At 71.7% G+C, this 12,653-nt stretch carries 12 protein-coding genes; 7 read left to right on the forward strand and 5 right to left on the reverse strand.

The window, feature by feature from the left end; translation table 11 throughout:
* Window positions 1-57 precede the first annotated feature (57 nt).
* On the reverse strand, window positions 58-1,269 hold the full coding sequence (locus tag ABZ721_RS09225) for a helix-turn-helix transcriptional regulator (RefSeq protein ID WP_358787976.1): 1,212 nt from the start codon (window positions 1,267-1,269) through the stop codon (window positions 58-60).
* Window positions 1,270-2,093: 824 nt separating this feature from the next.
* Between ABZ721_RS09225 and ABZ721_RS09230 the strand changes: the two genes are divergently transcribed.
* From ABZ721_RS09230 to ABZ721_RS09240, 3 genes are all read left to right on the forward strand, one after another.
* Window positions 2,094-2,558, forward strand: a complete 465-nt coding sequence (locus tag ABZ721_RS09230; protein WP_358787977.1) for a hypothetical protein — start codon at window positions 2,094-2,096, stop codon at window positions 2,556-2,558.
* Between the two features lie 24 nt (window positions 2,559-2,582).
* A complete protein-coding gene (locus tag ABZ721_RS09235; RefSeq protein WP_358787978.1) occupies window positions 2,583-2,882 on the forward strand; it encodes a hypothetical protein in 300 nt (99 codons plus the stop codon).
* A gap of 105 nt (window positions 2,883-2,987) precedes the next feature.
* Entirely contained in the window at window positions 2,988-3,629 is a 642-nt protein-coding gene (locus tag ABZ721_RS09240; RefSeq protein ID WP_358787979.1) for a response regulator transcription factor, read from the forward strand.
* Window positions 3,630-3,657: 28 nt separating this feature from the next.
* Here ABZ721_RS09240 and ABZ721_RS09245 read toward each other — a convergent pair whose 3' ends face one another.
* Entirely contained in the window at window positions 3,658-4,854 is a 1,197-nt protein-coding gene (locus ABZ721_RS09245) for a lipid-transfer protein (RefSeq protein ID WP_358787980.1), read from the reverse strand.
* A gap of 30 nt (window positions 4,855-4,884) precedes the next feature.
* The gene (locus ABZ721_RS09250; protein WP_358787981.1) at window positions 4,885-7,011 is read right to left on the reverse strand and encodes an acyl-CoA dehydrogenase; all 2,127 of its coding nucleotides are present in this window, start codon (window positions 7,009-7,011) and stop codon (window positions 4,885-4,887) included.
* 137 nt (window positions 7,012-7,148) lie between these two features.
* Here ABZ721_RS09250 and ABZ721_RS09255 point away from each other — a divergent pair, with 137 nt between their 5' ends.
* The 4 genes from ABZ721_RS09255 to ABZ721_RS09270 all read left to right on the forward strand — a co-directional run bounded on the left by ABZ721_RS09255 (window position 7,149) and on the right by ABZ721_RS09270 (window position 11,108).
* Complete coding sequence (locus tag ABZ721_RS09255; protein WP_358787982.1) at window positions 7,149-7,820, forward strand: class I SAM-dependent methyltransferase; 672 nt, start codon at window positions 7,149-7,151, stop codon at window positions 7,818-7,820.
* Between the two features lie 55 nt (window positions 7,821-7,875).
* A complete protein-coding gene (locus ABZ721_RS09260; RefSeq protein WP_358788022.1) occupies window positions 7,876-8,874 on the forward strand; it encodes an N-acetylmuramoyl-L-alanine amidase in 999 nt (332 codons plus the stop codon).
* Between the two features lie 175 nt (window positions 8,875-9,049).
* Entirely contained in the window at window positions 9,050-9,952 is a 903-nt protein-coding gene (locus ABZ721_RS09265; RefSeq protein ID WP_358787983.1) for a hypothetical protein, read from the forward strand.
* A gap of 145 nt (window positions 9,953-10,097) precedes the next feature.
* Window positions 10,098-11,108 (forward strand): LLM class F420-dependent oxidoreductase, encoded by a 1,011-nt coding sequence (locus ABZ721_RS09270; RefSeq protein ID WP_358787984.1) that lies wholly within the window; start codon window positions 10,098-10,100, stop codon window positions 11,106-11,108.
* A gap of 65 nt (window positions 11,109-11,173) precedes the next feature.
* Here ABZ721_RS09270 and ABZ721_RS09275 read toward each other — a convergent pair whose 3' ends face one another.
* The gene (locus ABZ721_RS09275; RefSeq protein WP_358787985.1) at window positions 11,174-11,722 is read right to left on the reverse strand and encodes a hypothetical protein; all 549 of its coding nucleotides are present in this window, start codon (window positions 11,720-11,722) and stop codon (window positions 11,174-11,176) included.
* Between the two features lie 117 nt (window positions 11,723-11,839).
* Window positions 11,840-12,619, reverse strand: a complete 780-nt coding sequence (locus ABZ721_RS09280; RefSeq protein ID WP_358787986.1) for a maleylpyruvate isomerase family mycothiol-dependent enzyme — start codon at window positions 12,617-12,619, stop codon at window positions 11,840-11,842.
* Window positions 12,620-12,653: the final 34 nt, after the last annotated feature.

The following is a 12,653-nucleotide window of genomic DNA, read 5'->3' on the forward strand; positions in this document are numbered from 1 at the left end:
AGGGTGGCGAGGGCGGGGCCTTTTGCTGTGGTCGGGTCCCGGCTGGGCGCCCCGATCCTAGCTTTCGATGGCTTTTAAGGTCTGGTACGCCTCGCGGAGGTCCGAAGCCCCGGAAACCCTTCGGGACTCAATCGCCTTGACGACCTCCAATGCCCTCCAGTGGTTGGAGGGCACAATACGTCCGGACAGGATGGCTCGCTGTGCGGCGCTACAGGCTTCATCCAGGCGGTCACCGTTGAGCAGCGTAAGCGCCAGGTCAATGTTTGCCGATGCCACCCGACGCGGCCATTTGTGTATGTCGTCAACGGGTGCCAGTTGGGCAATCACTTCTCGCGCGTGATCTTCTGCGCTGGGATCACCGATCCAAGCAAGTGTGGTCGCCGTGTAGGAGAGTGCCTTGCCAGGGTCGTATTGATAGTGGTGTTCTGCGCTCTTCCGTCGGACGAGCGAGGCCGACATTTGCTGGACTCTGCCTATCGCGGAATATGTCTCGCGCGGCTCATTGAGACGAGCCCGGGCGCGGCCCTCTTGCGCCGTGGCCTGGATGGCGACCGAACTTCCCACAGGGGCTATCTGCTGCGCGATCAGTGACAATTCCAGTGCGCGAGCATAGTCGCCTTCGGTGAGGACGCGCCAAGCATCGGTTTCGTAGCACCATGCCTGAATCTCGGCGTGGTCCGCGTGCTGCGCAAGAGTTGCGGCAGTCTGCAAACGGGCGGTGGCGGCGTGATCCTGGTGCAAGTCGATATGCAGTGTCGCACCCAGGAGCTGGAACCATCCGCCGACGACGAGCAAGCGACGCTGTTCGCTCAGGGTCATCCGCGCGTCCAACAGGTGAGCCACGTAAGCGGAGTGCGTTCGTACGCGTTCCAGCAGTTCTTGCGGCGGGGATACAGGGTATTCCATCGCAAGGTCATCGAAACTCTGCTCAAGGCGTTGGAGTGTTTCCGCCCCTATGTCGCTTGACTGCACACGTCGAGCCAGTTCATGCGCGCCGAACTCGTCATCGGACAGAGTGGTACTGGCGCTCAGCCACGTGCCGCTTACCCGTCTCGGGATGTGAGAGTCGGAATTGAGGAGATCGTCCAGTTCCTTCGCGGTTACCTGCAGAAGCCTGGCGATCTTTGGGCGCTGCCATGGTTGAGGATCCACCTCGCCTCTCTCCCAGCGTTGGACGGTCGAGCGGTCCACTTGGACGGCCGACGCAAATTGCTCCTGGCTGTAGCCGCTCGCTTTCCGACGCTCCGCGAACCGCTGACGCTTGGCCATGCCGGCTGTCCTCCCTGTGGCAACTCTCCGCCCACGTCAGCGTATCCAGAACCGCTCCGTTGCAGCGGGCATGAAGCCGAGGTGCGGCCTTTCTGCCGTGGTGGGCGTGCTGTGAGTCCCGTTGTCTGGGCGTTGTACGGACTTGCGCAGAGCGAGGACGAGACAACCGTGGAGGGGAGCGGACATGGGCAGTCCAGCAGGGACGGGACGCGGCAGCACAGGAGACTTGGCGTCCGTCGAGAAACCGGACCGGTTACCTCACTCGATCGCGTTCGAGGGATGTGCGTGCTCTGAACACCGCGCCGGACAGGGCAAGCGGGATCACGGCGCCAACGTGCACGGCTGTACGGCGGGTGATCGGCGATGAGCCGCGTCTTTCGTTTCGTGCCTTACACGATCACGCAGGATTCGACGGTTTGGCCTCTGTATGCAGCTGAATGCGTGTCACGGGACGACACCACATGCGGGGCCACGTCCGGTGGGAGAAGCCATCCCGCTGACGTGGACGAGTGGATCCGGCGGCACGCTCAGGGGTTCGGCCACATGAGCTATCGGCGCACGTTCACCGACTTCGCTTGCCTCGTACCGCCCGATGACCTACCTCCGGGAGCCGTCATCGTCGGCGAGGCCGTCCCGCGCTTGCCGCCCCGGCTGGAGCCGGTGAAAGGCAGCCGCGCATGAGCCACGTAATCGTCGTCAGCGCGGCGCGCGGCTTCGTGATCGGCGCGACGCTCGCAAGCCCCACCCCAGGAACTCCCGCTCCGGTCGATTGCACCCAACGGCCGACCGGGGCGAACACCAAAAACCACAAGGAGGAGTGAATTGTGCGTGAAATTCGGGATCTGCTCACCGCTGATCAGTTCGCGTCGGTGACCTCGACCATCAAGGACGGCAACCCTGCCATGGTCAAGCCCATGGCCGAACGTATCGCTGAGGAAGGATTGAAGTTCGTCGCTGCGTGCGCGCAGTTCCCCGGTACGGCTCTCGCTCCCTCCCGAATCGTGGATGAAGGGTGGCACGCGCTGATCCTGCACACGGACGTATACGCGAGTCTGTGCGCCCGCCTGGGCGGCTTCGTCCACCACTACCCCGGGTGGAACCCGACGCACTACGACCCGCCCATTCTGGACCGCACGCGCGCTCTGATCGGCGAATGCGGGTACACACCGGACGCCGAACTATGGGGGCACCCGACCGAAGGTGTCCTGGTCTCCGTCGCCGCGAACTGTCAGCACGCGCCCGACTGCACGATCCAGCCGATGCCGGAGCCGCGTGACCCGCGCGGTTGAGTGGGTGGTCCTATGCTCGGCCGTATGAGCGAACAGAGCCCTATGCGTGGATTCCTTGTGCCCAATAAGCGTCGGGTCCGCTGGACGCTGAGTCTGGGCGCCTCACCGACCGACGGGGGTGTCGTGACGGACTACATCGAGACCGCTCGCGGCGCGTTCCGCGATGCTTTCTCGGAGCACCTGTCATCGGTGGGCGATGCAGCCGAACGCCGAGCCGTCGAAGACCTGCACGCACACCCCGTCTCGGAGTGGCTGGCCGGGGCTTTCGAGAACGAGGACGCGTCCGCGTACACGGCTCCGGGGATCGCTGTAGCCGTCCACTGACGCCCCGCATGGCCCACGACTGCCCCGTCCGTCTGCTGCCCCCCGTGGCAGACGGACAGGGCTTTGCGCTGCTGTGACCAGCAACTCCGCGCTTAGTCTTGGGGCATGGACGAGACGACTCCGGACGACCGCCAGGTGAGACGTGTAAGAGTCCTGCTCGCCGAGGACCAGGGCATGATGCGGGGCGCGCTGGCGCTCCTCCTGGATCTGGAGGACGACATCGAGGTCGTCGCCCAGGTGGCGGCCGGCGACCTGATCGTCGAGGCGGCGCTCGCCGCCCGGCCGGACATCGCGCTGCTCGACATCGAACTCCCCGGGCGCAGCGGGCTCGACGCCGCCGCGGATCTGCGCGAGCAGCTGCCCTCCTGCCAGGTGCTGATACTCACCACGTTCGGCCGGCCGGGCTACCTGCGCCGGGCGATGGAGGCGGGCGCGGCCGGCTTCCTGGTCAAGGACGGACCGGTCGAGGAGCTGGCGGGCGCGATCCGCCGCGTCCTGGCCGGGGAGCGCGTCGTCGACCCGGCCCTCGCGGCGGCCGCCCTGAGCGCCGGGCCCAGCCCGCTCACCGGGCGGGAGCAGGACGTGCTCAACGCGGCCGCCGACGGAGCCACCGTCTCCGACATCGCGGGCAAACTCCACCTCTCGGAGTCCACCGTCCGCAACTACCTCTCCTCGGCCATCGGCAAGACCGGCACCCGCAACCGCATGGAGGCCGTCCGCTCGGCCCGCCAGAACGGCTGGCTGTAGCGGGACGGACGCCGGCAGGAACCGGTGGTCACGGACGCCGCAGCAGCGTGACGACCGCCGCGCCGCCCAGCCCGATGTTGTGGGCCAGGCCGACGCCCGCCCCCTCGACCTGCCGCGGTCCCGCCTCCCCCCGCAGCTGCCAGACCAGTTCTGCGGCCTGGGCGAGGCCGGTGGCACCGAGCGGGTGGCCCTTGGAGATCAGTCCGCCCGACGGGTTGACGACCCAGCGCCCGCCGTACGTGGTGGCGCCGTCGGCGACGAGCTTGCCGGACTCCCCCTCCCCGCACATGCCCAGCGCCTCGTACGTCAGCAGCTCGTTGATGGAGAAGCAGTCGTGGAGCTCGACGACGTCGACGTCCTCGATCCCGAGCCCGGACTGCTCGTAGACCGCGTGCGCCGCCGCCCGCGACATCGGCTTGCCCACCACGTCGATGCACGAGCCGGACGCGAAGCTCTCGCCGGTGTCGGTGGTCATCGCCTGCCCGATGATCTCCACGGCCCGGTCCCGCAGACCGTGCTCGCGCACGAAGCGCTCGGAGACCACCACCGCGGCGGCCGCGCCGTCCGAGGTCGGTGAGCACTGCAGCTTGGTCAGCGGGGCGTGGATGGTCCTGGCGGCCAGGATCTCCTCGACGCTCCAGACGTCCTGGAACTGGGCGTTGGGGTTGTTCGCCGAGTGGGCGTGGTTCTTCGCGCCGACCGCGGCCAGCTGCTCGGCCGTCGTGCCGTAGCGCTCCATGTGCTCGCGGGCGGCGTTGCCGAAGATCTGGGCGGTCGGCGGGGTCATCTCGAAGCCGTGCTTCGCGGCCATCACCCCGTAGTGCCGGGCGACCGGCGAGGTCGCGAAGTCGCCCCCGCTGGATCCGGCGCCCAGCGCGCCCTTGGCCATCTTCTCGAAGCCGAGCGCCAGCACGCAGTCGTTGAGACCGCCCGCCACGAACTGCCGGGCCATCATCAGCGCGGTGGAGCCCGTGGCGCAGTTGTTGTTGACGTTGTAGACCGGCACCCCGCTGAGCCCCAGCTCGTACACCGCCCGCTGGCCGGCCGTCGACGCCTGGTAGCAGTACCCGACGGGCACCTGCTCCACGAGGTCGTAGGCGATCCCGGCGTCGGCCAGCGCCGCGGTGCCGGCCTCCTTCGCCATGTCCCAGTACTGCCAGTCGCGGGTCTCGGGCTTCTCGAACTTCGTCATGCCGACGCCGACGACGAAGACCTTGCTGGTCATGCGCACTCCTTCAGGGGTTCAGCCGCGGTTTCAGTCACGGGGCAGGCCGAGGATCCGCTCGGCGACGACGTTGAGCTGCACCTGCGTCGTGCCGCCCGCGATGGTCAGGCAGCGCGCCATCAGGAATCCGTGCAGGGCGCGTTCGTCCGTGACGCCCTCCGGGCCGAGCAGTTCCAGCGCCAGTTCGGCGATGCGCTGCTGGTGTGGGGTCTGGACGAGCTTGCGCACCGAGGCGCCGGCGCCCGGCTCCAGGCCCGACACCTGCTGCAGCGTGGTCCGCAGCCCGATGCAGGCCAGCGCGTGCGCCTCCACGAGCAGCCCGCCGAGCCGGTCGCGCACCACCTCGTCGGCCGCGCCGGCCCGCTCGATCAGCGCCTCCAGGCCGGTGTCGAAGGCCACCTGGTCCGCCATGTGCACCCGCTCGTTGCCGAGCGTGTTGCGGGCGACCCGCCAGCCGCCGCCCACCTCCCCGACGACGGCGTCCGCCGGCAGCACGGCGTCGTCGAAGTACACCTCGTTGAAGAGCGAGTCGCCGGTGATCTCCCTCAGCGGCCGGATGTCGATGCCGGGCGTGTTCTTCATGTCCACCACGAAGTACGTCAGCCCCTGGTGCTTGGGCGCCGCCGGATCCGTCCTGGCCAGCAGGATCCCGAAGTCCGACCGCTGGGCGGCCGACGTCCACACCTTCTGCCCGTTGACCTTCCACCGGCCGTCCGGCAGCCGCTCCGCGCGGGTCCGCAGCGACGCCAGGTCGGACCCCGCGCCCGGCTCCGAGAACAGCTGGCACCACAGCGCCTCGCCGCGCAGCGTGCGCGGCACGTGGCGGTCGCGCTGCTCCTGGCTGCCGTGCGCGATCAGGGACGGCACCACCCAGGTGGCGATCCCCAGGTCGCTGACCTTCACCCCGGCCGCCCGCAGCTCCTGCTGCACCGCCAGCTGCTGCACGGGCCCGGCGCCCAGGCCGTACGGCTCCGGCAGGTACGGGGCCGCGTACCCGGTGGGGGCGAGCACCTTGCGGGCGGCGGCCGGATCGAGTCCGGCGGCCGTCGCCACCGCGCTGCGCGCCCGCTCCCGGTAGGCCTCCGCCTCCGGCGGCAGGTCGAGCCGCAGCTCCCGCCGGACGCCCTCGGCCGCCAGCCCGGCGACCCGCAGCCGGTGGGTGTGCCCCGCCCCGAGCAGCTGGCGCACGGCGGTCGCCCGCCGCAGGTACAGGTGCGCGTCGTGCTCCCAGGTGAAGCCGATGCCGCCGAGGATCTGGATGCAGTCCTTGGCGCAGCCGAAGGCCGCCTCGACGGCGGCGGCCGCCGCCATCGCGCTCGTCAGGGGCAGCACGTCGCGTGCGGCGTCCCAGGTCAGCGCCCGCGCCTGCTCGACGCGCACCAGCATGTCCGCGCAGGCGTGCTTCACCGCCTGGAACTGCCCGATGGGCCGCCCGAACTGCTCGCGCACCTTCGCGTACTCCGTCGCCGTGCGCAGCGCCCAGCCCGCGATCCCGCACGCCTCGGCGGCGAACAGCACCCGTGCCAGGTCCTCCACGGTCCCCGGCTCGATCCCCAGCACCCGCTCGGGCGGCACGGCGACGCGGTGCGCGACCACCTCGGCGGTGCGCCGCGTCGGATCGGCCCCCGGCCGCTCCCGCACGTCGAGCGCCGCCGCGTCCACCGCCATCCACACCGCTCCGGCGCGGAGCAGGATCAGGTCGGCCCGCGCCCCGCCGAGCACCGGTGGGGCGGTCCCGTCCAGGACGTGGCCGCCGCTGCCGGACGGCTCGGCCGTCATCGACCCCGCGCCCAGCGCGACGGCCGCGATCCGGCTGCCGTCGGCCAGCCCCGGCAGCAGTGCCTTGCCCTCGGCGGCCCGCGCCAGCACCGCCGCCGCCAGGGCGGTCGGCAGGAACGGGCCCGGCAGGCAGGCCGCCCCGAACTCCTCCAGCACGACGGCGAGGTCCGGCAGCCCCCCGCCGCCCCCGCCGAACTCCTCGGCCAGGTGCACCCCCGGCAGCCCCTGCGCGGCGGCCTCGCCCCACCACGCGGGCGCCCCGCGCTCCTCCGGAGCGTCCAGCGCAGCCCGTACGGCCGCGGGAGGAACGTTCCGGGCGACCCACCCGCGGGTGGCCGCCGCCAACTCCTGGTGCTCTTCGGTGATTCCGATGCCCATGCGGACGGATACTAGAACGTGTTCCAATCTGACGGAAGGTCAGGAATCACATCGGCTCCGGCACGGGCCGGCCCCCGCACGGGACCCGGGGCCCGGCCCGGGTGCCCCACCTGGCAGGATGCCCCAACGACCACCCCATGACGACGAAAGAAGGCGGCTCCATGGCCACCCTGGACCCCAGCCACCGAGCCGCGTTCGAGGCCGCCAAGGGATTCATGCCGCTCGACGAGGGGCTCGCCCTGCACGCCGCGGCGGCCGACGCCGCCGCGCGGCTTCCCGGCCTGCCGCTGCTGGAGGTGGGCACGTACTGCGGGCGCTCGACCATCCTGCTCGCCGCCGCCGCCCGCGCGGCCGGCACCGTGGCCGTCACCGTCGACCACCACCGCGGCAGCGAGGAGCAGCAGCCGGGCTGGGAGTACCACGACAAGGACCTCGTCGACCCCGAGGTCGGCCTGATGGACACCCTGCCGACCTTCCGCCGGACCCTGCGCGCGGCGGGCTTCGAGGACGACGTCATCGCCGTCGCCGGCCGCTCCCCCCAGGTCGCCGCGGTCTGGGGCCGGCCGCTGGCCCTGGTCTTCGTCGACGGCGGCCACACCGACGAGCACGCCACCGCGGACTACGAGGGCTGGGCCCCGCACGTGGCGCCGGACGGTGTGCTCGTGGTGCACGACGTGTTCCCGGACCCGGCGGACGGCGGCCAGGCGCCGTACCGGGTGTACCGGCGCGCGCTGGACTCCGGGGCGTTCGCGGAGGTCTCCGCGACCCGCTCGCTGCGGGTGCTGCGGCGCACGGGGGCCGGGATCTGAGACGCCGCCGCCGGTGGCCGATAGCATCGGAACCGTGTTCAGCGACGAGTCGAGGATGAGCGGCAGGACCGGCGCCGCGGTCGTTTCCGTGGCCGCGTTGGTGCCCACCTGCTTCGCGGGCTGGCTCGTGTACCAGTCGATGCACGGGCCGAGAGGCGACGACGGGGCCCAGCGCGTGCTGCCCCTGCCGTCCGCCTCGGCCCCGGCGAACCCGGACGACCGGACGAACGGCAAGGCCTCGTCGCCCGTCCCGCCGGGCAGCCCCGGCGCGGCACCGGGCTCGTCCCGGGCGGCGGACCGGGCCCCGACGGCGTCCGGTACGCCCGGAACGCCCGGAACGTCCCCGGCGGGCGGGACGTCCGCGGCCCCGGCGGCGCTCCTGCGGGGGAAGACCGTGGTCATCGACCCGGGCCACAACACGAACAACGTCAACCACACCGCCGAGATCAACCGGCTCGTCGACATCGGGACCACCCGCAAGGAATGCGACACGACCGGCACCTCCACCAACGGTGGCTACGCCGAAGCGTCGTTCAGCCTCGACGTGTCCCGGCGGGTGCGCGCCCTGCTCGCCGAGCGGGGCGCGAAGGTGCGGCTGACGCAGGACGGCGACCGTACGTTCGGGCCGTGCATCGACGAGCGGGCGCGGATCGGCAACGAGGCGCACGCGGACGCGGCCGTCTCCATCCACGGGGACGGTTCCGCGGCGGGGAATCGCGGATTCCACGTGATCACCCCCGAGGCCGTGCACGCGGGGATCGCCGACACCCGCCCGATCGTGGCGCCGTCCGGCCTGCTCGGCGCGGCGCTGAAGGCGCACTTCGCGTCCGCGTCGGGCACTACGCCCGCGAACTACCTGGCGGACGGCACGGGGCTGATGGCCCGCAGCGACCTCGGCGGGCTCAACCTCTCCACCGTCCCCAAAGTGCTCATCGAATGCGGCAACATGCGGGACGCGCAGGACGCGGCGAGGTTCACCGACCCGCAATGGCGGCAGCGGGCCGCGGAGGGCATCGCTGACGGTATTACGGCTTTCCTCCAGGGGAAGAGGTGACCAAGCGGTAGCCATTCGGCGCCGATTGCGCACCAGTTGCCGCACCCGGCTCACCCGGTGCGAACCGCGCCCTTACGATGGGGGACCATTCCCGCGCCTCGCCCCTGAACTGGTAGAGAGCGCTGCGCGTTCCGGCGACAGCGACGACGACCCCGAGACCGACAAAGGACCCTACGTGAACATCCGCTCCCTGTCCCGAGGAGACGGCGCGGTGATCGGAGCAGCGGTGCTGCTGCTGATCGCTTCGTTCCTTCCGTTCTTCTCCATCGACGCCGGCTCAGGAGACGAGACGGTCAGCACGTGGAGCGCGGCGCTCTTCCCGCTGCTCCCGACCGTGACCCTCGCCGCCCTGGCGTCGGCCGCACTGATCGTCCTCGGCAAGGCCCTGGTGCCCGCGGGCCGTCAGGTCGCCGGGCTGACCCTGGAGCAGTGGGGCACCGCCCTGGCGGTGTTCGTCGGCTGGTCCGCGCTCTGGTCGGTCTTCTCCACCGTCATCCCGGACATCGGCCACGGCAGCGACAACGACGGCATCAGCAAGGGTGCCGGCGCGTGGCTGACGCTCATCTTCGGTCTCGCCTTCGCGGTCCTCGCGGTGCTCTCGTCCCGCCTGCCCGCCCTGCAGGCCCCGCTCCTGGGTGCCCCGAAGCAGCCGCAGCCGTACGGCGGCGCCCCTTACGGCGCCCCGCAGCCGGGCCTGGGACAGCCGGGCCAGCCCGGTATGCCGCAGCCGGGCGGCTACGGCTACCCCGGTGCCCCGGCGCCCGACCCGTCGTTCGGCGGCCAGCAGCCCCAGCCGCACTCCTACGGCGGCCAGGCGCCCTCCCCGGCCCCGCAGTCCCAGCAGCCGGCGCAGAACCAGCCGCCGCAGTCCGGCGCGCAGGACTTCACGGCGTTCTGGTTCGCCGTGCCGGTGCCGCGCCCGCTCTTCGCGGAGGACGGCTCCCCCACCCCGATCGCCGAGCTGGCGCCGGGCACGTGGTACCTCGCCGTCGAGCAGCGCGGCGCGACGCTGATCGCCCAGACGCAGGACGGCCGCCGCGGCGTGCTGCAGGACTCCAGCGGTATCCAGCGCGGCTGACGCCGGCGGCGGCGCGGGACGACACCCCGCGCACCGATGAGCCCCCGCCCGGTGACCGGGCGGGGGCTCACGCCTTTCGCCGTCCGGGTCCGTGCCGTACAGTCCCGATCTGACGCATCGTCAGTTCATGTGGAGAGGCGGCGCCATGAGGCTCGGGCTGGCACTCGGCTACTGGGGGCGCGGCCCCCGTCCACAGGATGTGGAACTCGCGCGGGAGGCCGAACGCCTCGGCTACCACTCCGTGTGGACCGCCGAGGCATGGGGCTCCGACGCGTTCACGCCGCTGACGTGGATCGCCGCCCACACCTCGCGGATCATGCTGGGGACGGGCATCGCGCAGATGGCGGCCCGCTCCCCCACCGCCACCGCGATGCAGGCGCTCACCCTGGACCACCTGTCCGGCGGCCGGATGCTGCTGGGGCTCGGGCTGTCCGGGCCGCAGGTGGTCGAGGGCTGGTACGGGCGGCCGTTCCCGAAGAGCCCGCTGACCGCGACCCGCGAGTACGTCGACATCCTGCGGCAGGTCTTCCGGCGCGAGGGCCCGGTGGAGCTGGCCGGCCGCTTCCACAGCCACCCGTACTCCGGCGAGGACGGGACGGGCCTCGGCAAGGCGCTGAAGCCGATCACCCACCCGCTCCGCGCCGACCTGCCGATCCTGCTCGGCGCCGAGGGCCCGAAGAACATCGCCCAGACGACCCGCATCGCGGACGGCTGGATGCCCCTGTACTGGTCGCCGACGCGTACCGACGTCTACGAGCTGTCGCTGGCCGAGGCCCCGAAGGACTTCATGATCGCGCCCCTGGTCCGGGCGCGGGTGTGCGACGACGTGGCCGAGGGCCTGCTGCCGGTCAAGGCGATGCTCGGCTTCTACATCGGCGGGATGGGCGCCCAGGCGAAGAACTTCCACGCGGACCTGATGGCCCGGATGGGGTACGAGCAGGAGGCGCGGCACATCCAGCGGCTCTTCCTCGACGGGCGCCGGGAGGAGGCGGTGCTGGCCGTCCCGGACGCCTTCGCCGACGAGATCTCGCTGGTCGGGCCCCGCGAGCGGATCGCGGAACGGCTGGAGCTGTGGCGGTCGGGCCCGGTCACCGACCTGCTGGTGACCGCGCCCGACCCGGACACGCTGCGCGTCCTGGCGGAGCTGAACGCCTAGACCCCCGTACGGGGCCCCGGCACCAAGGGCCCCGTCGCCCGGGGCCCGGTACCGGGGCCCCGGCCTCAGCCGCCGAGTTCGCCCGCCGACGGGACCTGGTCCTTGACGTCGGCGCCGGCCTGCTTGCCCGCTTCCTTCACGTCGTCGATGGTCTTCTGGAACGTGCTGACCACGTCGTCCGTCGAATCGCCCTTCCGCAGCTTGGCCGGCAGGTCCTTGAGCGCCGCGATGCCGCCGGCCAGCGGGGCCATCAGCTTGGAGAGCGTCGGGTCGCCCTTGGCGTTGTCGGACGCGGCCTTCAGCCGGTTGTACGCGAAGGCCCCGGCCAGACCGCCCTTGATCAGGGCGAACGTCCGGCCGTCCGCGCCCTTCTTGAACGTCCCGGCGCGGGCCGGCTTGATGATCCACTGGTAGGTGGCACCCGCCGCGAGCCCGGCGTTGGCGACGAAGCGGGTCTTGGCGAGCTTCTGCTGCTCCACCGTGGTCGACGGCGTCGGGCCACTGGTGGACGAGCTCGTCGACTTGTCGTCGTTGCACGCCGTCGTCGCGGTGAGCATCGCGCAGCAGAGCAGCAGCGCGGTCAGCAGGCGGCGCAGGGGGATGCCGTTCGGCACGGTCGGACCTCCGGGGACGGACGGGCGCGGGAAGGGGCACACGTCCTCGCAGCATCACCCGGGGGGCACACCCCCGCCACTCGGGCCCCGCCGCCCGCCCGGCCCCCGGCCGCCCGCTCAGAAGGCCGTACGGGCCAGCCAGTGGTCGAGCAGTTCGCGGTCCCCGAGCACCTGGACGCGCTCGCTGTCCAGCGGCAGCCGCCGGTAGAAGGCGAGCAGCAGGTCGGTGAGGGGAGCCCGCAGCGCCACGTCGCCCTTGGCGTGCTCGCGCCGCCAGGTGACGGATTCCGGGCCGCGCTCGATCACCCATTCGGCGACCAGCCCCTCCGGGCTGTCGGTCGCGTGCAGGTGCAGGGTCTGCCCGTGGCCGCGCAGCTCCGCCAGCTCCGGGGTCTGCTCGACAGCGAGCGGATCGGTGACGATCTCCAGCCACTCGTCGATCGCGTCCGCGGCCAGCTCGGCCGGGGCCTGGTACTCGCTCCAGGTCGCCAGGGCCGCGTCCGCCCGGTGCACCAGCGTCTCCAGGACCATCCGGCGGGCCCAGAAGCCCGCCTGCTGCGGGCGCGCCCACGTCCACACCGGCAGTTCGGGGCCGGACTCGCGCAGCGTGGCCGCGAACCGCTCGGCGCCCTCGGCCAGCCAGCCGTCCAGCTTCTCGCCGGCGGGGGCCTCGTAGTCCGGCACCTGGCTCTCGGGCAGGTACTTCTCCGCGCGGGTGCCGACGATGGTCTCGGCCCAGCGGTGCGCCTGCCCGACGTGGGCCGCCAGTTCGTGCAGGGTCCAGCCCGGGCACGTCGGCACCTTGGCGCCGGGGTCGGAACCGCGCAGTGTGTCACGCAGCCGGGCGGTCTCCTCGACGATCGCCGTGCAGTACGCCTCGTGCTCCAACCAGGCCATGCGCCGCCATCCTCCCCTTACTTCACATCGAAAG

The organism is Streptomyces sp. NPDC006733 (assembly GCF_040636125.1).
Classification (GTDB): Bacteria; Actinomycetota; Actinomycetes; order Streptomycetales; family Streptomycetaceae; genus Actinacidiphila.

Excerpts from the sequence above, each read along its gene's own strand:
- ABZ721_RS09235 (WP_358787978.1), top strand. The coding sequence starts at position 2,583 with ATGAGCGAACAGAGCCCTATGCGTGGATTCCTTGTGCCCAATAAGCGT.
- ABZ721_RS09255 (WP_358787982.1), top strand. The coding sequence starts at position 7,149 with ATGACGACGAAAGAAGGCGGCTCCATGGCCACCCTGGACCCCAGCCAC.
- ABZ721_RS09240 (WP_358787979.1), top strand. The coding sequence starts at position 2,988 with ATGGACGAGACGACTCCGGACGACCGCCAGGTGAGACGTGTAAGAGTC.
- ABZ721_RS09250 (WP_358787981.1), bottom strand. The coding sequence starts at position 7,011 with ATGGGCATCGGAATCACCGAAGAGCACCAGGAGTTGGCGGCGGCCACC.
- ABZ721_RS09245 (WP_358787980.1), bottom strand. The coding sequence starts at position 4,854 with ATGACCAGCAAGGTCTTCGTCGTCGGCGTCGGCATGACGAAGTTCGAG.
- ABZ721_RS09260 (WP_358788022.1), top strand. The coding sequence starts at position 7,876 with ATGAGCGGCAGGACCGGCGCCGCGGTCGTTTCCGTGGCCGCGTTGGTG.
- ABZ721_RS09270 (WP_358787984.1), top strand. The coding sequence starts at position 10,098 with ATGAGGCTCGGGCTGGCACTCGGCTACTGGGGGCGCGGCCCCCGTCCA.
- ABZ721_RS09280 (WP_358787986.1), bottom strand. The coding sequence starts at position 12,619 with ATGGCCTGGTTGGAGCACGAGGCGTACTGCACGGCGATCGTCGAGGAG.
- ABZ721_RS09225 (WP_358787976.1), bottom strand. The coding sequence starts at position 1,269 with ATGGCCAAGCGTCAGCGGTTCGCGGAGCGTCGGAAAGCGAGCGGCTAC.